The 26927-nt window shown below is 34.8% G+C and carries 32 protein-coding genes and 1 pseudogene; 11 read left to right on the top strand and 22 right to left on the bottom strand.

All coding sequences use genetic code 11. The annotated features are described in order from the left end of the window. The first annotated feature begins 9 nt into the window (after positions 1-9). Positions 10-1185 carry a benzoate/H(+) symporter BenE family transporter gene (locus tag KTJ10_RS07050; RefSeq protein ID WP_069124260.1) on the top strand — a complete coding sequence of 392 codons (1176 nt, stop codon included), beginning with the start codon at positions 10-12 and terminating at the stop codon, positions 1183-1185. A gap of 60 nt (positions 1186-1245) precedes the next feature. Here KTJ10_RS07050 and KTJ10_RS07045 read toward each other — a convergent pair whose 3' ends face one another. From KTJ10_RS07045 to KTJ10_RS07035, 3 genes are all read right to left on the bottom strand, one after another. Further along, complete coding sequence (locus KTJ10_RS07045) at positions 1246-1689, bottom strand: RDD family protein (protein WP_057086085.1); 444 nt, start codon at positions 1687-1689, stop codon at positions 1246-1248. Positions 1690-1954: 265 nt separating this feature from the next. Continuing rightward, positions 1955-2128 (bottom strand): hypothetical protein, encoded by a 174-nt coding sequence (locus KTJ10_RS07040; RefSeq protein ID WP_075384142.1) that lies wholly within the window; start codon positions 2126-2128, stop codon positions 1955-1957. Between the two features lie 175 nt (positions 2129-2303). Beyond that, positions 2304-2531 carry a hypothetical protein gene (locus KTJ10_RS07035; RefSeq protein WP_017480910.1) on the bottom strand — a complete coding sequence of 76 codons (228 nt, stop codon included), beginning with the start codon at positions 2529-2531 and terminating at the stop codon, positions 2304-2306. 289 nt (positions 2532-2820) lie between these two features. Between KTJ10_RS07035 and KTJ10_RS07030 the strand changes: the two genes are divergently transcribed. Further along, positions 2821-3264 carry a universal stress protein gene (locus tag KTJ10_RS07030; RefSeq protein WP_002115225.1) on the top strand — a complete coding sequence of 148 codons (444 nt, stop codon included), beginning with the start codon at positions 2821-2823 and terminating at the stop codon, positions 3262-3264. 260 nt (positions 3265-3524) lie between these two features. Further along, a complete protein-coding gene (locus KTJ10_RS07025; RefSeq protein WP_262441674.1) occupies positions 3525-5108 on the top strand; it encodes an ATP-binding cassette domain-containing protein in 1584 nt (527 codons plus the stop codon). Positions 5109-5172: 64 nt separating this feature from the next. On the opposite strand, the gene KTJ10_RS07020 is transcribed toward KTJ10_RS07025, so the two are convergent. Continuing rightward, entirely contained in the window at positions 5173-5601 is a 429-nt protein-coding gene (locus tag KTJ10_RS07020; protein ID WP_002115181.1) for a hypothetical protein, read from the bottom strand. Between the two features lie 36 nt (positions 5602-5637). Next, a pseudogene (locus KTJ10_RS07015) lies at positions 5638-5724 on the bottom strand (hypothetical protein); the annotation flags it as partial. An 84-nt stretch (positions 5725-5808) separates the two neighbouring features. Here KTJ10_RS07015 and KTJ10_RS07010 point away from each other — a divergent pair. Further along, positions 5809-6315: a GNAT family N-acetyltransferase gene (locus KTJ10_RS07010; protein WP_262441673.1), complete on the top strand. Its 507-nt coding sequence runs from the start codon at positions 5809-5811 to the stop codon at positions 6313-6315. A 91-nt stretch (positions 6316-6406) separates the two neighbouring features. Here the strand turns inward: KTJ10_RS07010 and KTJ10_RS07005 are convergent, their stop codons facing one another. The 4 genes from KTJ10_RS07005 to KTJ10_RS06990 form a co-directional block, all read right to left on the bottom strand. Further along, positions 6407-6769, bottom strand: a complete 363-nt coding sequence (locus KTJ10_RS07005; RefSeq protein WP_057070421.1) for a NirD/YgiW/YdeI family stress tolerance protein — start codon at positions 6767-6769, stop codon at positions 6407-6409. Positions 6770-7016: 247 nt separating this feature from the next. After that, positions 7017-7304, bottom strand: a complete 288-nt coding sequence (locus KTJ10_RS07000) for a hypothetical protein (RefSeq protein ID WP_032007430.1) — start codon at positions 7302-7304, stop codon at positions 7017-7019. 273 nt (positions 7305-7577) lie between these two features. Then, positions 7578-7709 carry a hypothetical protein gene (locus tag KTJ10_RS06995; protein WP_002114618.1) on the bottom strand — a complete coding sequence of 44 codons (132 nt, stop codon included), beginning with the start codon at positions 7707-7709 and terminating at the stop codon, positions 7578-7580. 189 nt (positions 7710-7898) lie between these two features. Next, positions 7899-8768, bottom strand: coding sequence for a LysR family transcriptional regulator (locus KTJ10_RS06990; protein ID WP_005073761.1), 870 nt, complete (start codon positions 8766-8768; stop codon positions 7899-7901). Between the two features lie 223 nt (positions 8769-8991). Here KTJ10_RS06990 and KTJ10_RS06985 point away from each other — a divergent pair, with 223 nt between their 5' ends. Beyond that, on the top strand, positions 8992-9846 hold the full coding sequence (locus KTJ10_RS06985) for a DMT family transporter (RefSeq protein WP_262441672.1): 855 nt from the start codon (positions 8992-8994) through the stop codon (positions 9844-9846). 56 nt (positions 9847-9902) lie between these two features. On the opposite strand, the gene KTJ10_RS06980 is transcribed toward KTJ10_RS06985, so the two are convergent. From KTJ10_RS06980 to KTJ10_RS06945, 8 genes are all read right to left on the bottom strand, one after another. Further along, entirely contained in the window at positions 9903-10166 is a 264-nt protein-coding gene (locus tag KTJ10_RS06980; protein ID WP_262441671.1) for a hypothetical protein, read from the bottom strand. Between the two features lie 179 nt (positions 10167-10345). Further along, positions 10346-10588, bottom strand: coding sequence for a hypothetical protein (locus tag KTJ10_RS06975; protein ID WP_262441670.1), 243 nt, complete (start codon positions 10586-10588; stop codon positions 10346-10348). A 576-nt stretch (positions 10589-11164) separates the two neighbouring features. Continuing rightward, a complete protein-coding gene (locus KTJ10_RS06970; protein ID WP_262441669.1) occupies positions 11165-11737 on the bottom strand; it encodes a lysozyme in 573 nt (190 codons plus the stop codon). Positions 11738-11901: 164 nt separating this feature from the next. After that, entirely contained in the window at positions 11902-12102 is a 201-nt protein-coding gene (locus KTJ10_RS06965; protein ID WP_262441668.1) for a hypothetical protein, read from the bottom strand. Between the two features lie 197 nt (positions 12103-12299). Beyond that, the gene (locus tag KTJ10_RS06960) at positions 12300-12758 is read right to left on the bottom strand and encodes a hypothetical protein (RefSeq protein ID WP_262441667.1); all 459 of its coding nucleotides are present in this window, start codon (positions 12756-12758) and stop codon (positions 12300-12302) included. 287 nt (positions 12759-13045) lie between these two features. Beyond that, a complete protein-coding gene (locus KTJ10_RS06955; protein WP_262441666.1) occupies positions 13046-13315 on the bottom strand; it encodes a hypothetical protein in 270 nt (89 codons plus the stop codon). A gap of 304 nt (positions 13316-13619) precedes the next feature. Beyond that, positions 13620-13994 (bottom strand): TonB C-terminal domain-containing protein, encoded by a 375-nt coding sequence (locus tag KTJ10_RS06950; protein WP_262441665.1) that lies wholly within the window; start codon positions 13992-13994, stop codon positions 13620-13622. 150 nt (positions 13995-14144) lie between these two features. After that, a complete protein-coding gene (locus KTJ10_RS06945; protein WP_005068685.1) occupies positions 14145-14375 on the bottom strand; it encodes a hypothetical protein in 231 nt (76 codons plus the stop codon). Between the two features lie 265 nt (positions 14376-14640). Between KTJ10_RS06945 and KTJ10_RS06940 the strand changes: the two genes are divergently transcribed. Beyond that, positions 14641-15363, top strand: a complete 723-nt coding sequence (locus KTJ10_RS06940) for a type 1 glutamine amidotransferase (protein WP_086266366.1) — start codon at positions 14641-14643, stop codon at positions 15361-15363. 161 nt (positions 15364-15524) lie between these two features. Continuing rightward, entirely contained in the window at positions 15525-15992 is a 468-nt protein-coding gene (locus KTJ10_RS06935; RefSeq protein WP_199977840.1) for a hypothetical protein, read from the top strand. Between the two features lie 32 nt (positions 15993-16024). On the opposite strand, the gene KTJ10_RS06930 is transcribed toward KTJ10_RS06935, so the two are convergent. Both KTJ10_RS06930 and KTJ10_RS06925 read right to left on the bottom strand, forming a co-directional pair. After that, the gene (locus tag KTJ10_RS06930) at positions 16025-16474 is read right to left on the bottom strand and encodes a carboxymuconolactone decarboxylase family protein (protein ID WP_199977842.1); all 450 of its coding nucleotides are present in this window, start codon (positions 16472-16474) and stop codon (positions 16025-16027) included. A 23-nt stretch (positions 16475-16497) separates the two neighbouring features. Then, the gene (locus tag KTJ10_RS06925; protein WP_262441664.1) at positions 16498-16914 is read right to left on the bottom strand and encodes a cupin domain-containing protein; all 417 of its coding nucleotides are present in this window, start codon (positions 16912-16914) and stop codon (positions 16498-16500) included. Between the two features lie 100 nt (positions 16915-17014). Between KTJ10_RS06925 and KTJ10_RS06920 the strand changes: the two genes are divergently transcribed. Together KTJ10_RS06920 and KTJ10_RS06915 are read left to right on the top strand one after the other, a co-directional pair. Beyond that, complete coding sequence (locus KTJ10_RS06920) at positions 17015-18430, top strand: PLP-dependent aminotransferase family protein (RefSeq protein ID WP_262441663.1); 1416 nt, start codon at positions 17015-17017, stop codon at positions 18428-18430. A gap of 174 nt (positions 18431-18604) precedes the next feature. After that, positions 18605-20794 (top strand): TonB-dependent receptor family protein, encoded by a 2190-nt coding sequence (locus KTJ10_RS06915; protein WP_262441662.1) that lies wholly within the window; start codon positions 18605-18607, stop codon positions 20792-20794. Between the two features lie 76 nt (positions 20795-20870). Here KTJ10_RS06915 and KTJ10_RS06910 read toward each other — a convergent pair whose 3' ends face one another. Further along, positions 20871-21422: a TetR/AcrR family transcriptional regulator gene (locus tag KTJ10_RS06910; protein ID WP_262441661.1), complete on the bottom strand. Its 552-nt coding sequence runs from the start codon at positions 21420-21422 to the stop codon at positions 20871-20873. A gap of 538 nt (positions 21423-21960) precedes the next feature. Further along, positions 21961-22284, bottom strand: a complete 324-nt coding sequence (locus KTJ10_RS06905; RefSeq protein ID WP_262441660.1) for a hypothetical protein — start codon at positions 22282-22284, stop codon at positions 21961-21963. 150 nt (positions 22285-22434) lie between these two features. Here KTJ10_RS06905 and KTJ10_RS06900 point away from each other — a divergent pair, with 150 nt between their 5' ends. Further along, on the top strand, positions 22435-23118 hold the full coding sequence (locus tag KTJ10_RS06900; RefSeq protein WP_233733660.1) for a heavy metal response regulator transcription factor: 684 nt from the start codon (positions 22435-22437) through the stop codon (positions 23116-23118). Beyond that, on the top strand, positions 23108-24487 hold the full coding sequence (locus KTJ10_RS06895; RefSeq protein ID WP_262441659.1) for a heavy metal sensor histidine kinase: 1380 nt from the start codon (positions 23108-23110) through the stop codon (positions 24485-24487). Before KTJ10_RS06900 ends, KTJ10_RS06895 begins: the two co-directional genes overlap by 11 nt. A gap of 58 nt (positions 24488-24545) precedes the next feature. Here KTJ10_RS06895 and KTJ10_RS06890 read toward each other — a convergent pair whose 3' ends face one another. Beyond that, on the bottom strand, positions 24546-26909 hold the full coding sequence (locus KTJ10_RS06890; protein WP_262441658.1) for a heavy metal translocating P-type ATPase: 2364 nt from the start codon (positions 26907-26909) through the stop codon (positions 24546-24548). Positions 26910-26927 lie beyond the last annotated feature (18 nt).

Here is a 26927-nt window from a genome sequence, read left to right as displayed (position 1 = left end):
ACACGTATCATGCAAAAAATTCTTCAAGATTTTTCAATTCCAGCAGTATTTGCTGGTTTTATTACCTTTCTCATTGGTATTAGTGTTTCGGCCGTTTTAGTGATTCAGGCGGCTCAAGCTTTAGGTGCTTCACCTGAACAAATCACTTCATGGTTTTGGGCTTTGGGTTTGGGTATTGGCTTATCAGGACTCATTCTTTCTTGGAAATTTAAATATCCTGTAGCGACGGCGTGGTCAACCGCAGGTCTTGCTTTAATTATGGCAACAGGTAGTGGATATAGTTTAAATGAAGCGATTGGTGCTTTCTTAGTTGGTGGTTTACTAACAGCGATTTTAGGCTTTTCAGGTATTTTTCAAAAAGCGCTGTCATACATTCCTCAAAGTTTAACAAGTGCCATGCTGGCCGGCGTCCTACTCAAATTTGGTATTTCACTTTTCGCAAGTTTACAAAATGATTGGGCATTCGTTTTATCGTTACTTAGTATTTATGTCATTACAAAAAGATTATGGCCGCGTTATAGCATTGTATTTACCGTAATTGCAGGTATTGCCCTGTGTCCTGTCTTTTTAGAATTTCATATGCCTACAATTCAGTGGTCTTTAGCAAAACCTGTTTGGATTAGCCCTGACTTTAGCTGGTCAGCACTTTTGGGCTTAGCACTGCCACTGTTTGTGATTAGTATGGCTTCTCAATATTTACCAGGTATTGCCATGATCAAAAGTTATGGCTACAAACCACACGTGAATCAACTCATTGGCTGGACAGGTTTAACCCAAGTTGTGCTTGCACCGTTTGGTTGTTATAGCGTAAATATTGCTGCGATTAGTGCTGCCGTAAGCTTAGACGACCAAGTTCATCCTGACCCAAGCAAACGGTATATTGCAGGTATAAGCTGTGGTTTTTTCTACATCTTAATGGGTTTGTTTGCCGCAACACTTACAAGTTTATTAATGTCTTTCCCTCATATTTTTATTGTAGCTTTAGCGGGTATTGCATTACTTGGTACGATCAGCCACAACATTGCGATTGCTTTTGCTCAAATTGAAGAACGTGAAGCTGCATTATTTACCTTTTTATGTAGCGCTTCGGGTATTCAATTCTTCGGGATCGGCTCAGCATTTTGGGGATTGGTTGTCGGAATTATTGTATTTGTTGTGCTCAAATTTAAAGCCAAAAAAAGCTAATAAAAAAAGCGTTCATAGCTCCCTATTTTCAATGCTATGAACGCTTTTTAGTATAATTTCTTATAACTCTCTTACTACGACTGTTTTTGCCATTTTGTCGTGCCAGCCTTGTTTTTTAGCGTCAAATGCCACCCAAAAAAGACCAATACCAAATACTAAAATTGATGGAATATAGCCAATATATCGAATAATGCTCTGCATAACTGTGAGCTTATTACCTGTTTTTTCATCTAAAACTTTTAATCGCATCAACCGTTTGCCAGGTGTACCTGCAAAATACAACCAACATAAAATTGAATATAAAAAAGGAAATGCGTAGTTCACAATTAAGTCGAACCAATAATTTTGTGGCTGACTACTTAAGCCTGTAGCAAATACTAAGTCGTAATCTCCCCGATAAAAAATCCATGCGGCTGGAATAATTGCTAAACAAAGAATAAGACTATCAATAATCATTGCGCCAAATCTTAACCAGAACCCCGCATACTCATACTTATAAGTCATGCCTACCTCACTTTGTTATTGTTTAATAGCTAAAATGGTCTTACTACTTTACTTTTATCCTAATTGAAACTTTTTTATTTTTAAATACTTAAATGAAATTAAAATATTCTAATCAGATATTTTTTTGTAATTATTTTGATCAAATAATGGCTATTAAATATTCTATTAGGATGAAAAATAATTTAATTTTTAAAACTGACATTTTTTATGTCAGTTATATTTAAATAATTTTATAAATAGATTAAATTACAAATAAATATTATATTTATTTCCAAAATAAAACATCTATCTTAAACTCTTTTTTTAATAAAAGTGCTGCAAATAACAGACCTAATCCAATAATAATTAAAAAAACACTTAAACTGATTACTCCACCAATAATAGCTAGGGTGCCTAATATAGCTAAAATATAAAATATAATTACACTGAATGTTGGCATTTCAATTTATTCCACTACTTAAAATAAAAGCAATTTATTCTATCGAGTTTATAAACGATTGCTGTTTTCAAATGTTGATTACACTATTAATTTGTATCTTCATACAATAATCATGTTATTAAACTTATTTAATGTTACTTTAGTTTAATAAACAGTGATGGAATTCACATAACTTTTATTTAATTTCAAAGTAATGCTTTTCAGTCACAAGTTTAATTTTTAGGTTTTTATATAAGCGTTCTTTTGAATCTTCTAGTGAAGGTACAACTTTTTCTGCAAATTTATCTTCAGTCATCAGTCTGGCATATGTTTTGTAACCAATAATTAACTTTTGCGGTTCGTTACCTGTTTGACGGAATTCTTCAATGAGTTTATTGACTTTCTTTGCTGTTAAATCTGCCATCTTCCTTAGTCCCCCCTTAATTCACTATTTTGTTATACGGCTTCTTTGTGACAGAAATATGAACCGTAATTTTTTGTAATTTTCATGTAAATATTAATAATTATAGGTCTATAGCTTACCTACCAGTTCAAAACTAGCAAAGTAATCAACTCAATTATTTGATTTATATTTATTTTATTTAATTTCAATTACTTTTAATTGAATAGATGTCTCCAAAGAATGAAATATGTTAATCTTTAATTAATAAAGCTTCATACATATAACAACTGTAAATAAGAGGAATAACATCATGAATTACCAACATATTATTGTACCAGTAGACGGTTCCGAGATTTCTTTAGCAGCAGCTCGACAAGCAGCTCATATTGCAAAAGCATTTGGTAGTAAATTGACCGCCATTAGTTTGGTTGCGGTAGATCCTTTTAGTGGCGTAGATTTTTATTACATCTCACCTGTTGTAAAAGATTATTTTGTTGAAGCACGTGCTAATGCAGAAAAAACTCTCGCAAAAGTTAAAGCTTTATGTGCTGAAGAAGGCATTGATGCAGAAACTCAAATCATTCAAGGTGAAATTTCTTCAGATGGTATTTTGAAAGCCGTAGAAGACTTAGGTTCTGATTTGATTGTGATTGGTTCGCATGGCCGTAAAGGTTTCCAAAAACTAATTTTGGGAAGTTTTGCTCAAGATGTTTTAAATAGCACCAAGATTCAAGTTTTAGTCGTAAAAGAGTAAAATTCTTGAAAGATAAAAGCCCAATCATTAGATTGGGCTTTTTAATAAAATAACTTATAGAAATTTTACACCCAGTAAAAAACTCTATAGAATAGTTCACTATTCCATCAATTTCGTGAGTCACGCCAATGAAGTAAGTCTTTTTTCTCATCAATTTTTTCTTTTTTTGATGTGCAAAATAGACTATTTTTGTGATTTACCGTCTCTATTAAAAATTATCATTCTCCTATTTTGTACATCCTGTATTTATGAGGTTTTTTATGACTCAGCAGGCATGTGTAATATCGCGCCTTACCTTAGAGTTCCCTTCAAAGGTAATGTTTAAGCATCTAAATTTTAGTCTTGAATCGAATCAGGTCTCTGCCCTAATTGGTCGTAATGGCCAAGGCAAATCTTTGCTTATGCAAATGTTAAATGAGACACTTGCATTAGATTCAGTTGTTACATCAGGGCAAATATCTTGGCATGTAAAACATGCGTATTTACCTCAATCGCATCGTTTGACAGCACTTACAATTGCTGAAGCCTTAGATATTTTAGATATTTACGACGCTTTTAAAAGAGTTGAACAAGGTAATGCCGACTTCGATGATTATGATTTATTGGAAGGTAAATGGGACCTGCCCACTTTATGGAACAACCTCTTAGAATCAGCTGGTTTACCAACAGATTTAGATTTCCCAGTTAAAAATTTAAGTGAAGGTCAAAAAACCAAATTGGCTCTAAGCTGTTTATTTTTAAAATCAGGCCACTATCTATTACTTGATGAGCCTAGCAATCATCTAGATCAGCAGTCTAGACAATGGTTAATCGATCATTTAAAAAAACACCCAGCAGGTAGTCTTATCATTAGCCATGATCGGACTTTATTAAATGAAGTCGACCATATTTATCATTTAAATGAACATGGTCTACATCACACCACCGGAAATTATGAAAAATTTTATGGGCCGTATCAAACCAATATTGCAGCTCTAGAGCAATCTATTCAACAGAGCCAACGTGAAGTTAAGCACATGAAGCAAAAGCAACATGATGTATTAATGAAAGCTCAAAAACGAGAGCGTGCTGGCAATAAATTAAGAGAATCAAATTCTCAAGCCAAGATTTTGCTCGACTTTAAAAAGGAACAAGCAGGCCAAAGCATTGCTGCTATACAGTCTCAACATCAGCGACAAATTTCAAACAGTCAAAATGATTTAAAAGATAAGAAATTGCTTCTCGAAACCGTTAAACCTCAACAGTTTGTCTTCCCGTCTTTTCATAAGAAATCTGGTGAAATTCTGCGGATTAAAAAATTGAAACTGAAACATGGAACTCAAAAACCCATCGATCTAGCAGTACAAGCGGCTCAAAAAATTCATATAACAGGACAAAATGGTATTGGAAAATCAACTTTACTTAAGGCAATTCATGCACAGAACAATCAACCCTGTGACAGCATTCACCTATCTGTAGAGTGTTTCTATCTCGACCAGAACTTTAGCTTTTTATGCGATGAAATGACTGTTATTGAAAATTTATCTCACCTGAATAATGAACTTTCAGAACTCGAATGGAGAAATTTGCTAGGTCAACTTCGAATTCGTGGAGATAAAGGTATCCAACTATTGTCTCAGCTAAGTGGTGGTGAAAAACTAAAAGTAGCTTTATTGGCCCTTAGCCAGATAGAACCTGCACCTGAACTTCTGTTATTAGATGAACCAGAAAATCATTTGGATATTGAATCTAGAGAGCTACTTGCTAATGCTATTCAGAGTTATGAAGGTGCGGTATTGCTCGTTTCACATGATCAACTGTTTGTTGAAAGCTCAGGCATTCATGAGTCATTTTCTTTAATATAATAGTTAGTAATATACCAAGTTTCAAATTTACTAGCTCTCGAGAGCTAGTAAATTTTATCAATTATTATTGTTTCACTTTGCTTAATAACTCGAGGTCTAAAGTATATTTCACAGTTTTATTTTTACGAGCACTATTACGCATTTGATAAACTTGAATAATATAGTCACCGTCAACTGGTAAAGTAAGCTCTCCTTTAAAACCTATAGTTGAGCCAATCAATAGTGCATTATCTTTACCTGGTTTTTTACCAGGTGCAAAAATATTTATGTAGGCTAAATTCCCCAGACTATTGATATCAAATTTTAATATTTGGCCTTTTTTTGCATAAACTCTATACCTTACATCATCGTAGCCCTGAAATTTTCCAGTTAAAATGGTATGTGGTGAACTTTGTAAAAAATTAACTTTTTGCTCATTATTTTTGGCATAGATAGTGAACGAAGTAGCTGAAATAAGCGTAGATAGTAATAATGTTTTAATGATTTTTCTCAACTTATTGACCCTCAAAATTATTTTAAAGTGATTATATTAAAAATAATTTTTATAAAATTTTACTTTATGTATGATTTTGATGAGTAGTAGTTGCTTTTTATAACCAGTAACAAATAAAGTATCTTAGAAATCTTAATTATCTTTCTTTTCAATAATTATTTAAAAGTTAAAGTATATGGATAATCTATAAGTCTGGAAGAATTTTTAATGAATATTATTATTCGTGATGAGCAAGCCGAAGATATTGAAGCCATTGAAAAATTGACAAAAGCAGCTTTTCAAAATGCTGAGCATACAAGTCATACCGAGCATTTTATTGTTAATAGTCTAAGAGATCACGGACAACTTACTATTTCTCTAGTTGCAATTGAAGATGAGTCTATTATTGGACATATTGCTATTTCTCCGGTTGAGATTAGCTCAGGCGAAATAGGTTGGTATGGTTTAGGTCCTATCTCAGTTCATCCAAATAAACAAGGATGCAGTGTTGGCTCTCTTCTCATCAATAAATCACTAGAAAAATTAAAACAACTTGGCGCTCAAGGATGTGTTTTATTAGGTGATCCAAATTATTACAGCCGATTTGGTTTTAAAAATTATCCTCAGCTAATTTTGCCTGATGTACCGAGTGAATATTTTCAGGCTCTAACTTTCTCGGGCAATATTCCAAAAGCTAATGTCAAATACCATGAGGCTTTTAATGCAACGCAATAATAAAAACTTACTATCTTCAAAAGAAAACTCCTAAAAATAGGAGTTTTCTTTTTCATTGGTTTTGAACAATATTTACTTAAAATATTACCTTTTATTTAACACGCTCAATTTGGAAAACTTCAATATCGGTAGGCTTAACTCTATGCTTATCTACCTCACCAACGACACGTACTTTATCCCCTGCTTTTAGTTCAAGAGGTTTCCATAAGTCATCATCGATATCAATTATGATTGAACCCGTAGCGTCTTTTAACTCAAAATGATCCCCAGCAATATGCTTTACGATCGTACCAGTTAAAGTTACTCCAGATTCATCAGCCAAAGTTTTTACTTTGGACACTGTGACTACATTTTTTGTTGCTTCTTTTAATAAAGCAGCATCTGGTTTAGCTATCACAGCACTACTTCCTAATAAAGCAAATCCAGCCAATGCTGTTAAAAGTATTTTTTTCATGACGATTACCTACTTTTTAATATTCTTAGTTATATAAACAAATTCTTTTAAAGTTATAGATTTAGCTTTTGTGGCTTTTTGTATCTTATTAAGTTCTTTGTTTAATGAGAATAAATAGTAACATTAAAAAATTTCTTTAAGTTCTCTTTTCCAACAACTATTTTATGGCCTTTATTTTTTCGTGAATTTACTTAAGAAAGCTTTTTCTTAAGTAAATTAAACTCAGCATTTAAATATCATTTCATTGTTAGGCAACAAGTTGTCCTAAACTCAATAAAATATTTATGGCTTCTGTCTCGTCCTCGGTTTGCATAACAATCATTCTGTCATAAGAAATTCCACCAACTTCAATATAAATTTTTGGATGTGGAAGCTGAGGAATATAGACTTTTAGTGGTTGATAAAGAGCAAGAAGATAACCGAATGAATCATAAGGATAATGATCATCTTTTAATGTCTTCTTTATAACAACATAGTTGTTCAATATACTTAAAATAAAACCATATTCATTTTCAGAATGAAATTTAGCGTCCATACTTACCTCCTTGATTAGTTAATATTTTTATAATCAAACTTAAAGGTTAAATTTCTGATCTGAGGATATTTGAACCAATTTACTTTAAATATAGAGTTCTATTTAAAATAATGAGTTTCTAATTTAAATATATTTAAAACCAAGTGTATTAGTCAACATATTTTGAACAGCGCCATTAAAAATAAATATTTTGAGTTACAAATCACACTTTAAGACAAAAATAAAAAGATATAAAAAACCCATCTTACGATGGGCTTTGGGCATTCAACTAGATTATGAATCTTTATCCATTGAATGAGGAGTTGTGGTTTTATCTTGCTGTTTTGTGTCGTTTTCACCTTGGCAAGCACTCACACTCAAAGAAATAAAGGCGGCTAAACCCAAGGTCGCTATAATTTTTGTCATGTTTCACCTCATGAATTGTTTAGATTGATGAGTTAATAAATACTTTTTATTAGTTTTACGATCAGCATAGGTTTCTAGGCTTTTTTGTAGATTTAGCGCAAAAATGTAAAGCTATTTAGTTTTGACTTTAAGCGCTCATTTAAATTTAACTCAACAAGTTCAAAACCGAGCACCTAACATAAACTTAAATTAAATATTAACTGAATGCCTGAGCGTTTTGAGGAGTAAGTCATATAAGTGATCTACAGCTTTAGACTCCAAAGATGCCCGACTCCGATAAACAGCGACCTCCATAGGTTCTAAAGGTCCTAGGCCATGATCAGCACTTAAAATAGTTAAATGCTCAGGCGCACTACACTGTGTGAACACGGCAATTGCTAAACCACTTTCCACCGCTGCAATTTGACCAGCTAAACTTGAACTGTTGTATACCACCCGATAACGGCGTCCCTGTAAGGCCAATGAATTAATAGCGCTCTTTTTGGCTTGACTAGTACTTTCATAAACTGCAATTGGGAGTGGATCTTCTCGCCAGAGTTCAAACTGTGGAGAGCCTACCCACACCATTGGTTCATGAAATAAAAGTGTTCCTTGACGAGCGTTATCTCTCGAAATTAATGCCAAGTCTATATCCCCAGTTTCTACCCGTGGTATTAACGAAGTAGACTGCTCACAAATTAATTCAATTTCAACACCTCCATAACGTGGAGCAAAACGCTTAAGTACAGGCGTTAAATATTTTGCAGCATAATCATCGGGCACCCCAAGGCGTATACGCCCCTTCAGCTCATCTCCGTGAAATGCCATTTGGGCTTCTGCATGTAAGTCGAGAATACGGCGCGCATAACCTAAAAGTAGCTGTCCTTGAGACGTTAATTCAATTTGTCGGTGCGTTCGTATTAAAAGTTGGCAATGTAGAGCTTCTTCAAGTTTTTTTAGTTGCATGCTAACAGCTGACTGTGACCGATATAACTCCGGTGCTGCGTTTGATAACGAGCCTGTATCTACTACGGTGACAAAACACTTTAGCCAATCAATCTGTAAATTTTTTAAAGTCATTAGTATTTATCTATTCGATTTTCAAATAGTATATAAAAGAATTATGCGCTTTTCTTTATTTATTGTCTCTCTCATACTGAACTTATAAGAAGTTAAAACAATTCATTTTTTAACGTCGCTAACAGTAAATTGATTAACAACTGAATAACTCGTTAATCACTGTCCTTACTAACAATTTTATCACTTCGTATTTCTTAGGTATTACGCACTAGGAGGAGGTTTTATGCGCCTAAATAAACAGATGCTTGCGTCACAAAGTGCGACATCCACTTTCGTTTTACTTTGGGGAAGTGCTGCGATTTTTACTCGATGGGGACTCGACAGTGCCTCACCTATAGCATTATTAATTCTACGCTTTGCCACAGCTTTGTTTGTTCTGTTGTTAATTGCTATTTTTAGAAAAAGACTTTTACCTAAGCGTGGAACTCGAAAGCAAGTTTTATTAACTGGACTCCTCATTATTGCAGGTTATTCAATTTGTTATTTTAAAGCCATGGCTCACGGAGTCACCCCTGGTTTAATGGCCACAATCATGGGAATACAGCCAATTTTGACGCTTTGTCTTTTAGAAAAGAATTTACAAAAAGAGAAATTATTAGGTCTATTGATTGCTTTAGCCGGACTCATACTTTTAGTGTGGAAAAGCTTAACTATGTCTTTTATCGCTCCAATCGGAATATTCTTTGCTTTAGCAGCACTGATCTGTATCACTTTTGGTGCCATCATGCAAAAAAACATTCAACAAGCCCCTACAGATGTTTTACCGCTCCAATATGTAGTTAGCCTTCTAGTTTGTTTATTTATAGTTCCATTTGAACATTTTGAAATAACGTGGAATTCACAACTCATTATTTCGGTGTTATTTCTTGGAATTTTAATTTCTGTGGTTGCTCAACTTTTACTTTACCGTCTTCTAAATCAGGGCAATCTTGTAAATGTAACAAGCCTATTTTATTTAGTCCCTGTTGTTACTGCACTTTTAGATTTTTTAATTTTAAAAAACAAGTTGCCGCTTGCAGGCTTAATAGGAATGATTGCAATTTTAATAGGCTTAACGCTTGTATTTAAAAAGAAATAACTCATTTAAGGTACATTATAAAACCCTCGACTGAGGGCTTTATGCTGAGTTAAAGACTAGTCTAAACTTTTCCAATCTTTACCAATTTGAGCTAATGCTGGAAGCTCATCGCTATTAAAAACATTAGAATTACGATCAATAGCAAATCGATAGACGGGCATAGAATCAGCTTCAGTTTTCTTAAAAAAACTGAAGTTTTCATTAAGATGATAATTACCACCCTCTGTAGATTTTATTGCTGTTCCTGAAGGTATATGAATATAACTTTCACATTCCACTTCAATATTATTTCCGGCAAGATCTTGGTAGGAAAATTTCATGTTTTTATCCTTTCTAAATTTTTATGATTGAGAAAAACTTAGCATGCTATCCGGATAGCTTATGGATTTTTTTTTCAACTAATTGTTTAAGTGTGTATATTTAGTTAACACTATAAAATTTTATAAAGTAAAGCTAATTTCTGAAATGGATATATTTACAAACTTGCCTTACATCTAAACTAAATAGGATCTTTTATGCTGAGTAAAACAGCATTACTCGGAATACTTTTAAGTATTTTCTTTTGTTCTTTACGCCATTCTTTATAAAAATTTTTATCAGATTGTTCTGAAAAACTATCTCTCTGCTTGTGAGAGCAAGCATCGTCTGTATTTGCTGATTGAACACATGGCCAATTATTTAATTGAGGTGTCAAAACAGCATTACTCATCAATGAAAGTTCTTTTAATCTAATCAAATTCATATCTACTTCCTTGCTTACATTCAGCACCAGACTCTTCAATATGTTCGTTCAAAACTTTATCTTGAATAATTTAGAGGCGGCTATTGTTCTATTTTCAAAGCCAATCCAATCAGGCCTACACACAAATACCACATACTTAAGAATGCAAAGTGCAAGTTTTGTGTCTTGATTTACCAATGATGTAACTTACTACATGCTTGAATAAATTAAGTTTAGGTAAAATAAGAAAGGTATTTCTACCCTTTCCTTCTCTGTTGCTCCAATTTCAGATATACTGACCTGAGTATGAGATGAGCCTTATATAGTTCATTGGTAGATCAATGAATGACTAAGCCCTTCGCTTTCGAGCAAGGGCTTTTTTAATGTGTATGATTTGGAAAATTACTTTTATCTGACTCAGCAATTCAGCCCTCGGTTTGCCTTTACTGAGCAGGTCTGTTAGATTGGTCTTGTTCACCAACTCCTATTGTTGATGAATACTGAAGCCTGATTCGTAGCATCAGGCTTTTTTATGCCTATATTTTATTAAAGATCGGAATGGCTTTTCTGATAAAACCCTATAAAGAATTAAAAAAACTACGAAGCTAAAAACAATTTCTTTTCAATTGCTCGGCGTCTAACCAACCCAGACAAACGATTACCCCCTGCGTTTATCCATACATCAAACTGGTTCGCAGCCCCTTTATAATCTCCTGAATTTAACATTTTTAGTAAAGTCGAGTTTTTAAAAGCACCAACCCCAATATTATAAGTCAGAGAAACCAAGGCATCGAATTGATTCTGTTTTAAAGGAACTTTTACAGCGCTGTGGACTGCACGCTCAAATATTTTCAAATCATGTTTCATATATGCCTGTGCCTGCTCAAGAGTACATGTATCGCCTTTTTGAACCCTCGACCCATTTGGGTATCTGGTTGTACCATAACCAATACTCCAGACACCTACGCCATCATCATAAGCACTGAGCCTTAAACCTTCAAAATTACAGATTTGATTTAAGCCAACTTGACTGAGAGACAACTCATCACTTGCAAAACCAATTTCCTCATCGCTATTGTCTATTGCTGTAGCAATCGAGCTATTTGTCGCAACAGTTGACCTAGATTTGGCACTAAAAATCTTGCGGAGATAATTCAATATTTTTTGCATTTAATGCCCTACTATTTTATTTTTTTCGGTAACCCAAAGCGTATATCCTCTTGAAATAGGGAGCGTACATCCGCTCTATAGACAGCATAATTTACACTCATACCGTTAGGTAACTATTTAAGATACTAAAGATTAAAATGCCCAATATAAAATTGGGCTATGAATTATTCTTCAATTTCTATGGGATCACCATCCTCAGGGCGAATGTGTCGCTCACCATCATCGGCAGGATCTACACTGGAACCATCTTTGGTAATGCTGTTATATAACTCATCCTCTTTTTTATCATCGATAAATTCTTCATCTGAAAAATCAAGAGGCTCTTCTTCATCGTCAAAATTCAAGGGTTTTTCTTCATCTATCATGAGATTCATCCTTTATTTATTAACTTGTGTTATTCCATGCTCAGATAATTGGCTGATACATTCAACACGAAACAATCATCATTTATGTAACAGACATTTTAAGTTACATATCACTAAAAAAACCGCCTTTATAAGGCGGTTTTTTATTTCTAACCAGTTAGAAATAAAAGTACAGTGAACTTATAACTGTTTATATTTTAAGAAAGTAATTTATTATTTTTAATGTAGTCATCTGATTTAAAATAATTAACAATCATTTCTGCATTTTCTTCTTTTGCGGGTAAAGGATTTACTGGAATGCTTTCACTCCCCATACTAAAACCTTGAGGAATCAACTGAGAAATGGGAGGAAGATGAGCTTTACCTCCATCAGTGATTCTTTCAATAAATCCAGCAAGCCACAAAATAAACTCACCTTCATTTTCAAACTTAGGTATAAGGCTAAAATCAATTTTGACCGATGATTGCTCAAGGGGTTTGGTTAAGCAATCTTCAAAATTGATAAAATTATACTTTAATTTAAATTCAGTACCTTTTATCGCATTACGAATAAGACCAACTAAACAATTTAAATTTTCTATCACATCATCAGAAAACAAGTTGTCATTTTTAATTTTTTTATAAACCTTCTCTGCTATAGCTAGATATTTTGGCATCTTAACCTCCTATCTTCTCATGCGTATATTCATATATTTTTTTAAAATATTCTTTTTTTACGTAAGATAGGGTAAAACTCATAAACTAAATGTAAGAAGTACAAGTTTTTTGAAATTACATAATGAAGCACATCACACTTAACCAAATAAATGCCAATCAATTATCTTTATTTCACAAAATAGAAAGAGTTATTGAAAAATTTACTTTCAATTTTTATACCATTTAAAAATATTTCAAATAAAATCTGAGCACTACTTAATATAGATATTGATTTTGTTCAAAAATTTTATCTTTTATTATTTTCAAGATGGTACAAAATACTACTAATTTTTAAAAATAAATAACCGAACAGTAGGCCATTAAATATAATAAAAAGCCCTATTGTTACCATTTGCGTAGACCAAACTTGAATAATGTCTAAATTATCATTTCTTGTTTCGACTTTCCCATACGATATAATAAAGGCTATTCCCAAAACAATTCCAAATAAAATTACACACCACGCTACAACCTTTGCAGCTTTACTTTCATTATGAGGTTTCTTTGATTCACTCATATTTTTCTTAAAACTCTTATTGAATTATTTATTTTCTATAATAACTTCATAGTCTGTTAAAGTTTTATTTATGTTACCTTTTGATATTAATGTAACAAACTTTTATATTTTTTTAATTTATAAATAAAATGTCATACTCTATTTCTAGACTGAAATGTTGCCTTTTTCGGAGGGAGGAAAAATTTTCTTTTTAGGCTTTCTAGCCCATACTAATCCACTATTTCAATACTAAAAAGCTTCTAAAGAGCAAATTTAATTTCCATTAAAATTATAAATTTGCTCTTAGCATTTAAAAAGAACTCATTTATTTTACTTGAAATTTCATATTAAATTTCCTTGCTTGCTTTCTTGCCTCAGGATTAGAAGGTAAATCAAATGGACTTGCACGCCATATTGCTTTTTCAATACTAGTTTTAAATTTTTGTTCTTCTTTATCTAAAAAGATGATTTGCTCAATTTCACCACGATCACTTAAAAATATTTTAACACTTGCACTCATCCCTGAAGAAGATGTTGGAATCTCCCATAGTTTATAAATTTTCTTTTGATATTGTTTTTTATACTTTTCAGCTTCTGAAGCAATTTTATTTTCAGTCACTTGTACAGGAGTGATTTGTTTGTGACTAGTAGTACACCCAACCAATAAAAATAAAGAAGCAATAATAGTGAAGTTTTTCATTTAAAATACCTTGTTTTCAATAACTAAAATTTAACAGTTTAAAATTTAAAAAACCACCCAAAAGATTGTATTAATCATTGATTATTATGAGTTAGCAAAGGTGTTAAGCCACCTTTGCTCCGTCCTTTTTGGTTAATATTTTATTTTTCTTTAAAAAGGAACTTCATAACGAAAATTTAGATTCGAATTTTCTGATATATTTATATTATAGACATCTCGATCAGTAAAAATCCCGTGTTCAGGTGTTTTAAAACTATTAAAAGCTTTATTCTCTGGAACTATTGGAGGTTTATTCAAATAATTTTCTTGAGAATTATATGGAGATGAAGCACAACCAATCAGCCCAAAACCCAATAAAGATATAACTAAAAATGTCTTCATAAATTTTGTCCACTTTGATAAAACTACACAATTTAACAAATTGAACTGCTATTGTCACACCAGAATAATTTAGTTTAACTTAACAATAAATATATCGCATGTATTTTAAAAACAAATAATTAATTTCAACTTCGATAAAAACAAATAAAGCTGGCCCATATAAGTTTTCAAAACTGGATGTATTAAAGGCCCTATTCTACTTTTAATATTTTCTTGATTTTTAACCAATGATCTACCTATTAATGTTTAGATTTTAAGGATTGTTATGCGGTTACATTTTATTGTTCATGAAGATTTTGAAGCGCCTGGCGCATATGAAATTTGGGGCAAAATGAATAACTTCAAAATTACCTATTCAAGAGTGTATTTAAATGAAGTTTTGCCAACTTCTGTTGAAGACATCGACTTTCTTATTGTAATGGGTGGCCCACAAAGTCCCGATACTACATTAGATATGTGCCCTCACTTTAATTCATTAGCTGAACAAGCAATGCTTAAAAAAGCAATTGAAGCAAATAAAGTGGTTATTGGGGTATGCCTAGGATCTCAATTGATCGGTGAAGCTTTAGGTGCCAAATTTGAACATAGCCCTGAGCGAGAAATTGGTAAGTTTCCAATTATGCTTACAGAATACGGAATAACACATTCTAAGTTTTCTCACTTAGGAAAAATGACCGAAGTTGGCCATTGGCATAATGACATGCCGGGTTTAATTCCCAACGCAAAAATTATTGCTTTTAGTGCAGGCTGTCCAAGACAGATTATTGAATATTCCAAATTAGTTTATGGCCTACAATGTCATATGGAATTAACTTCAGAAGTAGTTGAATTGCTGATTCAACATTCAGAAGTCGAGTTAAATGACGCTCATAATTATAAATTTGTGAATACTCGTGAAGAATTACGAAATCACGACTATCAAGAAATGAATCAAAACCTCTTTATTTTTCTGGATAAATTGAAAGAAGAATATTCAAAACGACATTAAAAAAACGAGTGTAAAAAGCCTTTTAAATTGGCTTTTACGCTCCGCTACAGATCTTATTATTTACCAGTTGATCAAGCAGTTTTGAAGTCAAACCTTCAAAAAAATAAATTTTAATGTTATAATACAGTGATTTACTCAATTTCAATTGGACTTCCAAAGAAATGAATAGATTTTTATTAACTTTTTTATTTTTAAATATTGGGCTTTTTTCTTCTTCCGCATTTGCTGAAACAAACACATTTCAAATGAAACAAGAATATAACCGCCCTAAATTTAATCAGCATAAAAGTATGCTTGAAGTAAATGCTAACACTCAGAACCATCAGCTGACTGAACAGCAAAATTCATTTAATTCTCCTCATTCTCAAAACGTAGATTTTTTTGAAATTGCAAAACAATATCAAGAAAATGAAGCAAAGCCTTCTTCGTTTACTGATGAAACAGTGAATATGAGTGATCATGAGCGTAGCCTTTACTACATTAGAAATCATGATAATGTGGGTATTCAAAGAGAAATTCGTGGCCAACAGTTTAGATCGCTAAAACAACAGCGAGATAAAGGTGTTATTTCTAATGATGTATATAAAGAAAAGGTCTACAAAATCTTAAATCAACCTACTTTTAAATAGATTTGAAGCCCTCTTCGGAGGGCTTTTGAATATTATTTTGCAGCTTGTGGAGGATTTCTAAAACTAATCGCCATACGGTTATAGGCATTCATCAAACTAATGGCTATCGTCAAGTCAACCAATTCTTTTTCTTCAAATACAGAATGAGCAAGTTGATAAACATCATCAGGTACTCCTGTCGTAGACACTTTAGTTACTGACTCTGCCCAAGCTAGAGCTGCCCTTTCTCTTTCATCAAAGAGATGACCACCCTCTTGCCAAGCCTGAACTAAGGCAAGTTTCTCAATTGCTACGCCTTTCTTGATTAGGTCTCTGGTATGCATATCCAAACAATATGCACAGTTATTAATCTGCGATATTCGTAGATAAACCAATTCAACTAATTCTGTTGGTAAACCGCTTTGCATCACATAGCTATACACACCACCTAGAGCTTTAACACCTGCTGGAGCGACCTGATTATAATCAATACGTTGAACCATAATAGACACCTATTCACTTTCAATTATTTTATTGGGGTAACTAATTCTTTATCGTCAGTATCAACAACAAATACTGCTAATAGCTTTGCTGGTTTAGTCTTACTTACATTACGACTAATAGAATGAACCGCTCCCGGTTCTTCAAACCAACTCTGACCTGCTTGATAAATTTTTGGCTTCTCATTATTCACTTTAGACTCAATACTGCCTTCTACTACATAGGCATATATAAAAGATGACTTCGCATGAGTATGAGGAATAGAGGCACCACCTGGTGGGTAATCGACTTCTAAAGCAATAAGCGACTTGCCCGGTATATTAGGAATTTTGTGTTCAAAATTAGGTGTAACTTTTTCAACTAATTCATGTGCCATAGAGGCTGTAATGCTTGCAAGCATTACAGCTAAACCTAAAAAGAATCTGTTTTTGATCTTTTCCATTTTAAATTAAACCTACATAAAGATAGGGGGGTAGTTTTTATTTTATAGATCCGTGGTATAAATTCATGAACCAAAAAAGTACTAAAAGGCTGTACTACGCATGTACCAGCATCTAAAAATTAATTTAGATCGTAAATTGAAGACACCCTTAGCAGAACAAATACGCCTTGGGATTGAACAAGCCATTATTTCTGGAACACTACAACAAGGTGATCGTTTACCATCATGGATAGATTTGGCCAGTCAGCTCGGCGTTTCTAGAGGTACTGTAAAAGTTGCATATGAAAGACTTGCCGATGGTCAATTTATCGTTGCATCTAGATCACAAGGTACACGTGTTGCTTATCAAGCAGTTAAATTACACTCTACTCAAGAAGGTCATAAAAATAGTTCTTTTACACAGATGTATTTAGATATGACATCTGTGCAAGGTATTTTTCAATTAGGTATTCCCGCAAAGGAAATCTTTCCTGCAAAGTTATTTGCAAAAATCAGATCTAGATCTGTGCGTAATGAGTCAAGTGGATGGCCCAATTATCCTGATCCTCGAGGTGAATATGATCTTCGCCGAGAAATTGCTGCTTATTTGGCTTTATCAAGAGGAATTCAATGTACGCCAGATCAAGTATTTATTACTTCGGGTTTCTCTGGTGGACTTGGTCTTACATTACACGTTTTAGGATTAGCAGAGAAAAAAGCTTGGGTTGAAGATCCAGGTTTTCCTTTTTCTAAGCATGCTCTTGAAATCGGAAGAATGGAGATATGTCCAATTCCTGTTGATCAGGATGGGATTGATGTAGAGTTCGCAATAAAAAGTGTACCAGATGCGTCCCTCGCACTAGTCACACCTGGGCAACAGTCGCCCTTAGGAATGTCACTTTCTTTAGCTAGAAGATTAAAATTACTAGATTGGGCTCACAAAAATCAAAGTTGGATTATTGAAGATGATTATTTAGGAGAATTGCAATTAGATGGCCGAGCAGCACCAGCCTTATTTTCATTAGATACTGCTGGAAGAGTTATTCATCTGGGAAGCTTTAGTAAAACAATTAGTCCCAAATTGCGAATTGGATTTGCAGTTGTGCCTTTTCATATGATTAATCACTTTGCAGAAACGACAGCAACTTTAGTACCCGCTCCATCTCCGTCTTTACAACTTTCAATCCAAGAGTTTATGCATGAGGGACATTTTTTAAGACATTTAAGACGAACAAAAAGAAATTATGGTGCTCAGCGCGATCAATTAATTGAATCTTTAAAACGATTTAATCTATCAACCTATACGGCTGGCTTATCAGTAGTTATTAATTTACCGCCTTCTTTATCTGATCAAAAAATTGCTCATGAAGCATTAGCCTTCAATCTAGCTCCCGTTCCATTATCTCTTTGGTATCAAGACCCTAAAAAAGCTGTTTCAGGTTTAATGCTCGGTGTTGCCACATCACCTATATTGAAAATAAATCAGTCATGTGAAAAGTTAGTGGAAATTATCGAACAGCATAAAGTTCTGTTGTAGGTGCTTTTATTACAAACTTATCTTAGATGATGCGAATTAAAATTATGAGAGTAGAAATCTAATATTTTAGAAATTGTTTAGAATTCTAAGAAAAAACATAAGCCATTTTATAAAATTTTGTTACTTTTTCGCTATAATGATTATAATTATCGTTTAGGATTTCGATACATAAACATGGACCGCTCAACCCCTCTTTCACTACCAAATTTTAAGTTCAAAGTTTCTACGCTTAGCTATGCAATCGGAATTGCTTGTACTTATCTCGCACTTCCTGCACATGCTGAAGATACAACGACTAGTGCATTACCGACTATTACCATTAAGGCACAAGGTAACTGGTTAGAAGAAGCAAACGCTGAAACTGTTCACAAACATGCTGGCGCTCGAACTATTATTGACCGTAAGCGTTTAGATGAAACGGCGGCAACTTCACTGCGCGAAGCTCTAAAGCAAGTTCCTGGCGTTCAGGCTCAAGACAGTAGTGGCACAGGTGGTAGTGATGTTTCACTCAATATTGGGGTTCGTGGTTTAGCATCCCGCCTATCACCTCGCTCAACAGTTCTTGTTGATGGTGTTCCACTTTCATTTGCACCGTATGGTCAGCCACAGTTATCTTTAGCACCTGTTTCAATTGGAAATATTGAGTCAGTTGACGTTGTACGTGGTGCTGGGTCAGTTCGTTTTGGGCCTCAAAACGTAGGCGGAATTATTAACTTTGCTACTCGATCAATTCCTCAAGATTTTAGCGGAACTGTTAGCCTAACTTCAGAATATGCTTCTGGTACTGACCAAGTAAAACTGAGCCCTAATTTATTTGTGGGGGGAACTTTAGACAATGGATTAGGCCTTGCCCTCTTATATTCAGGGACTAAAGGAAACGGTTATCGAGAAGCAAATAACAAGATTGATATCGATGATGTAATGCTAAAGTCTGCTTATCAATTTAATGATAAAGACTCAGTTGCTTTAAATTTGCATCATTATGAAGGTCGAGGCGAAATGCCAGAGGGTTTAACTCAGGCGCAATATGCTGAAAACCCTTATCAATCTTCTGGTGAAAAAAACTATTTTGCAGGACGACGTACTGATGTCTCTTTACGTTATAACCATAAAGATGAAAAAAATAACTTCGAAGTTTTGAGTTACTACATCGACTCTTTCCGTACCAGTAATCTTGAAACTACTTTAGCAAGTGGTGACAAGCGCCTCGACTCTGCTCCACGTGATTATAAAGTCTATGCAATTGAACCGCGTTACTCTCGCATTTATGAACTTGGTAATACTCAAAATGAAGTAACGGTTGGTTATCGCTATTTAAAAGAAGAAAGTTCTGAATTTGCGGGACGTACTGCGTCTTATGCAGCAGGTTCATCAGTGCCAGATTTTGCTCCGCGTAGTAGCAGCGAAGGCGGTACTAAAGCTCATGCTGTATATATCGACAACCGTATGGAACTCGGCCGTTGGACAATCACACCGGGTGTCCGTTTCGAATCAATGGAAACCCATAATAACTTCACAGGTTATAACAAAGGACAAGCTAATACTGTTTATCCAAAAATTGATTCAGACGAATTTTTACCAAGTTTGTCTGTGATGTACTCAGCAAATGAAAACTGGAATATATTTGCAAACGCAGGCGTATCTTTCGGTCCACAGCAATACAGTCAATTAGCTCGTCTTGAAGGAACAACCGCAACGGCTACAACCGAAGGGTTACATCCTGAAAAGTCGAACAACTATGAAATTGGAACCAAATATTTGGGCAATGGTTTAAATGCCGAATTTACCGTGTTCTATTTAGACTTTGATAAAGAGCTTTCATTGGTTCGCGATGCTGGTAATAACGGGATTTGGACAGACTTAGGGGCAACCAGTCACAAAGGTGTCGAAACAGGTATTAGCTATGATTTCGGTCAATTATCCGATGCACTGGAGGGCTTAAAAGTATATGGCAACTATACTTTCACCAAAGCAGTCGCTGAAGCTGGTCAATTCAAAGATAAAGACTTACCGTTTTACTCACGTCATGTCGGTAATGTTGGGTTAGGTTACACAGTAGATAAATGGTCTTTAAATGCGGATATGTTTGCTCAATCTAAGCAGCATTCACCAGATCTTCCAGATAGTAATGTCTATCAAACAGAAGAAACTGCTGATGGTAAATATGGAGATATTCCAGGTTATACCACTTTTGCGCTACGTACCTCTTATGACTTAAGTTCACAAGTTAAAGGTTTAAAAATCGCTGGTGGAATCAAAAACGTCTTTGATAAGCAATATTTTACTCGCTCAACAGACTCTACAGGCGGTAAGTATGTAGGACTGCCACGTACGTTCTATCTACAAACCTCTTTTGATTTTTAAAGCCCAATTAAATTGAATAAAAAGCCCTCTTCGGAGGGCTTTTTTATAAGAATTAAACTTTAGAGTACTAACCTATCTAAGCGAGCATCGATATAAAATATTCTAATAATTTATCTCTTTCATCGATTTTATTTGCACTTAAAAGTTGGGTCATTGCCCCATCAATCACAAACAAAAACATGTAGGCATCTTCAACTGTAGCGGTAACTTTTACGGTTAAAAGCAGTTTATAAATTTCATTTATGAACCACTTTCGATAGTCGCTGACGACCTTATAAGCTGCTGGATAAAGCTTTTCAATTTCAAAAATGGCTTTAAATGGCAAACGATAAAAGCCCCCTAAGTTTGCATGTAAAAAGAAAACTTTCTTGAGCTTATCAAACATCATAAGTTCACGGTACGAATGAGTAATTGAAAACACCTCATGTTTTAATGCATCTGTTTGAAAAGTTAAGCTCATCTGAATGAGCCTTTCTTTGGAATGAAAATAGTTATAAAAAGTGGCTTTGGGAATTTTGGCATCCGTAATAATTCGGTCAATCCCGATGTAAAACCCATATTGATTAAACAAATCTCTTGCCGCGTGTAGTACGCGAAGTGCTCTAAATGATGCTTCTAAATTTGGCATTTTTATACCGTATAAAATAATTTTTTGTTGTAAGTAAAAGAGATAGAATTGCCGTCACTCTTAAAATGAGCGCTAAAAACAGGCATGCAAAAGCCGCACAAATAATGGTGTGCTCGCCTATCTCAGATTTATTGTTGCTATGATTTTTAGTCGTAACGATTCTTAAGGTGCGAAACCTAGAGTCGATTAAACCGTTTTAAAGACTGTTTACGTGGGATGAATAGAGAGATTTTGGCAGAGGCCAATAAAGAACTAGTACGCATAACGGCGGACTCCTTTTGATTTAGAAGAGTCTTACCAATTACTGTCAAATAATGGTGGCAAGACTAGAAGGGTTGACAGACTGATAGCCCAAGGATCAGCACACTCGAAAGTGTCCTCCTTCCGTTCCACCACAGATAATAATTAGAGAGATTTGATGAGTCAATGTGATATGGGCTAGAAAAAAGCTCATTAATTAATTTTTTCAATGGGTTAGAATAACATCCGCAAAGAGCACTGTTTAACCGTACTTACTAAAACAGTGCTCTACACTCTTTTATTTTTTTGATATATCCATCATTTTGGAATGATCCATGTCACCCATTTTTGAATGATCCATATTCATCATCTTTGAGTGGTCCATTTCACTCATTTTAGAATGATCCATTTTTGACATATCTGCCTTATTCCCATGCTGCATTTTTCCTTCACTCTTCATGCAACAAGGTTTTAAGCATTTTTCATCAGCTTTAGAATAAGTCTTGATTTCAGCATTTGCAGCCGTTGTTTGCTTAGCATCGCTTGCCCAAGATTGGGTTCCAGTGATTAAAGCACCAACACACATAAGCGTTGTTAAACTACGACGAAATAGAGTTTTCATTTTTTGCTCCAAAATTAGCTATATATAAATACCCTATCGCTTGCCAACGGACATCTATGTGACCTGAAAATGACATTTTTGTAATCTACGCGGAATCATGTGTTTATAACGTTATTATATTCTAAATGGATGATATGAGATTTTTTATACATGAGAATCTTATTGGTTGAAGATGAAATAAAAACGGGTGATTACCTTAAACAAGGCCTATCTGAAGCTGGATATATTACCGATTGGGTTACTGATGGAATATCAGGTAAACATCAAGCTCTTTTTGAAGAATATGACTTGATTATTCTGGATGTCATGTTACCGAAATTAGATGGTTGGACGATCATTAGCGACATCAGAAAAAGTGGCAAAAGCATGCCTATTCTTTTTCTCTCGGCCCGTGATCAAATTGAAGACAGAGTTAAAGGGCTTGAACTCGGAGCCGATGATTATCTAGTAAAACCTTTTGCTTTTGCAGAGCTTCTTGCCAGAATAAAGAGCCTACTTCGTCGTGGGCAGCAAAAAGAAGACAGCAATATTATTACAATTGCCGATCTTGAACTCGATCTGCGTAAGCGACGTGTCACTCGTGCTGGTCATCGTATTGACTTAACAGCCAAAGAGTTTGCATTGATGGAATTATTCATGCGTCGACGTGGAGAAATTTTACCTCGCACTCTCATTGCTTCTCAAATATGGGACATGAATTTTGATAGTGATACCAATGTGGTAGAAGTCGCAATCAAGCGTTTAAGAAATAAAATTGATAGTAACTTCACCCCTAAGCTAATCCAGAATATACGTGGAATGGGTTATGTACTAGAGGTCGAAGATGACGCATAAAGTGTTTAATGCGATTAGCTTTCGTATCGCAATTATCTTTACGCTATCCACTGTAGTTATTTTAATGATTATGGGATTGGTGATTCACCAACTTGTCATGCATCATTTCGAAACACAGGACCGTACCCAATTAGAAGGTAAAATTCAGCTTCTCCATAACCTTCTTGAACAAAACCCATCCAACTCTCAAGATTTAAATCTCTATTTAAAAGATGCCTTAGTGGGTCATCATGATCTAATCGTTCAAATTGAGCGTCCAACCGGACAAATTATTTTTAGCTCGGCCCCTGCAATTATTAACTCTCAATCTCTCATTAAATCTAAATATAATTCTTGGATTGAATGGAAAATAGAAAATAAAACTTATCGTGGATTAATTTACAACAAAGCTTCTGATCAAAATAATAGCATTTCAACAGCTCAAATTATTGTGGGAGTTGATACATCGGAGCATATTCATTTCTTAAATGAGTTTAGGCGTCAACTCTTATATATCGGTATTATCGGTACAATTTGTTTAATGCTTTTAGGGTGGTTTGCTGCTTGGCGTGGACTCCGTCCAGTTCAAAAAATGGCAAAGGTTGCAGAAGGTATTTCAGCTCAGCATCTCTCTGAGCGGTTAGAAGTCGACAATACACCAACTGAACTAAAGTCATTAGCTATTGCATTCAACGATATGTTAGACCGACTGGAAACAGCGGTAGGTAAACTCTCGGATTTTTCATCTGATCTTGCGCATGAAATGAGAACACCTATTAACAACTTAATGACTCAAACTCAGGTTTGTTTATCGCGTACTCGAGATATCACCACCTATCAGGAAATTCTATTTTCAAATTTAGAAGAGTTTGAACGTTTAGCCCGAATGGTGTCCGACATGCTCTTTCTTGCAAAAGCAGAACATGGCTTACATAGAGCAAACTTACAGCGAGTGAATTTAGTCAAAGAAGTCTCAGCATTATTTGATTTTTATGATGCGATTGCTGCTGAAAAAGGCATGTCCCTAGAACAGACCGGTCAAGGTTACGTCGAGGGCGATCCTTCAATGTTGCGTCGTGCACTTAGCAATCTGTTATCCAATGCAATCAAATATGGTAAATCAGATTCAATCATCAAAATTAATTGCCAACAGAATAATGATGCGACTGTATTAACAATTGAAAATGAAAGCTCGCCCCTATCACAAGAACAACTCACTCGATTATTTGATCGTTTTTATCGTACAGATGCTTCAAGACAGCGTGTTGAAGAAGGCACAGGTTTAGGTCTAGCAATAACCAAATCAATTCTTGATGTACATGGCGCTACAATTCAAGCCAACTATGATGATGGGCATATTATTTTTAAAATTATCTTTAAAAATTTATAGTAAAAAATATATGACTACTCATTTTTACTTGCTGAACTCAATGAGTAGTCGGAAACAACTAGTTTTGACTCCGTAGCCTTAAAGCGTTACCAATTACTGATGCTGAACTTAAACTCATAGCCAAAGCTGCAATCATTGGGAAAAGCAACCAGCCAGTAAATGGATATAAAATACCCGCAGCCAAAGGAATACCTAAAGCATTATAAAGAAATGCGAACATAAGATTTTGCTTCATATTTTTAATGGTTGCTTCTGACAACGAACGAGCAGTCTCGATACCTCGTAAATCACCTTTTACTAAAGTAACTTGGGCGCTATTCATTGCAACGTCTGTGCCAGTTCCCATCGCAATTCCGATATCAGCTTGAGCTAACGCTGGAGCATCATTAATTCCGTCACCCGCCATTGCAACCACTCTTCCTTCTTTTTGCAATTTATGCACAAGTTGCAGTTTATCTGCGGGTTTAACTTCCCCATAAACTTCATCAATCCCTAAGCGACTACCAACTGACTTAGCTGTTGTTAAGCCATCCCCTGTAGCCATTACGATTCTTAGACCTGAATTTTTTAATGAAAGAACAGCCTCAGGTGTACTTATTTTAATTGGATCTGAAACAGCCAATAATCCTATTAGTTGCCCATCAACAGCTAAATACATAACACTCGCACCTTCTGATCTTAATTCTTCAGCTTGAGGTATAAATGAATCAACGGATATACCCAGTTGTTCCATTAATGCGGTATTACCTAAAGATAATTGTTGTCCATTTAACTCGCCCTTAACACCAATGCCAGAGCCTGACTCAAAAGATGTCGGTTTGGTCAGTGCAAGATTTCTTTCACGGGCAGCTCGCACAATTGCATCTGCTAAAGGATGTTCACTACCTTGATCTAAACTGGCAGCTAATCGAAGAACTTCATTTTCTTCATACCCTGAAACAGCAATAACCTTATCAAAGGATGGCTTACCTTCTGTTAAAGTACCTGTTTTATCAATAATTAAAGTATCAACTTTTCTTAAATTTTCTATTGCAGCGGCATCCCGAAAAAGTACGCCATTTGAAGCACCACGCCCTGTTGCCACCATAATCGACATAGGTGTAGCTAAGCCTAACGCACATGGGCAAGCAATAATTAAAACAGCGACCGCATTGATTAGTCCATAGACCCAACTTGGTTCTGGTCCAAATATTCCCCAACCGAAAAAAGTAAGAATAGAAATACCAATGACAACCAAAACAAACCATCCTGCCACTTGGTCTGCCATTCTTTGCATGGGTGCTTTTGAACGTTGAGCTTGAGATACCATTTGAACTATTTGGGAAAGTACAGTTAAAGATCCAACCTTTTCTGAACGCATTACTAATGAACCATTCATGTTGATTGTTGCACCTATCACTTGGTCGCCTACTCGTTTTGTAACCGGAACAGGTTCTCCTGTTAACATCGATTCATCAATAGAGCTTGAACCTTCGGTAATAACTCCATCAACTGGTACCTTCTCACCTGGCCGTACTCGTAGTAAATCTCCCGCATGTACATGGGAAAGTGGAATGTCTTCTTCTCGCCCATTATCATTAATTTTTCTTGCAGTCTTGGGAGCCAGTCCAAGTAGAGATTTAATTGCTGCCGAGGTTTGTGACCGAGCTTTTAACTCAAGCACTTGACCTAATAATGTTAGAGAAATAATGGCAGCTGTAGCTTCAAAATATACAGCGACACGCCCCATAGAAATAAAAGAATCTGGAAATACTTGTGGTGACAAAGTCCCAACAAGACTGTATATAAATGCCGCCCCTGTACCAATGCCAATCAAAGTCCACATATTGGGACTGCGATTTAAAATTGATTGCCAACATCTAACGAAAAAAGGCCACCCTGCCCACAAAACAATAGGTAACGTAAGCACGAGTTCAATCCAACTCTGTACTCCCATTTCAAACCAATTGAGCTGATGACCAAACATCGCCAAAAATACTACAATCAGGGTCAACGGTAAGGTATACCAAAATCTTCTTTTAAAATCCTTGAGCTCAGGATTTTCATCTGCTTCATCTAAGTTTGGAAGTAAAGGTTCTAATGTCATACCGCAAATAGGACAATTTCCTGGGTGATTCTGTCGAATTTCAGGATGCATTGGACATGTGTAAATTGTAGAAGTATTCGCATTTGCTAACTGATTAACTTCAATTGAATTTATATTATTTATGTTTTGAGATTCTTTTGCTGTACTCGTTTTTTCGACTTTATTCATATAAAAAGCAGGATCATTTTTAAACTTTATGTGGCATTTTTCACTGCAAAAGTAAAAAGTTTTATGATCAACTTTCTCAGTAAATTTACTTGCTTCTGTTACCTCCATACCGCAGACAGGATCAATATGGGTATTATTGCCATTTTTATCTTCATGATGATGGTCCATAAAAACCTCTTGCATGTT

This window comes from Acinetobacter sp. WU_MDCI_Abxc222 (genome assembly GCF_025514755.1).
GTDB classification, from domain to species: Bacteria; Pseudomonadota; Gammaproteobacteria; order Pseudomonadales; family Moraxellaceae; genus Acinetobacter; species Acinetobacter geminorum.
Note: the sequence above shows the minus strand (reverse complement) of the source record. Positions and strands in the feature narration are given on the sequence as shown.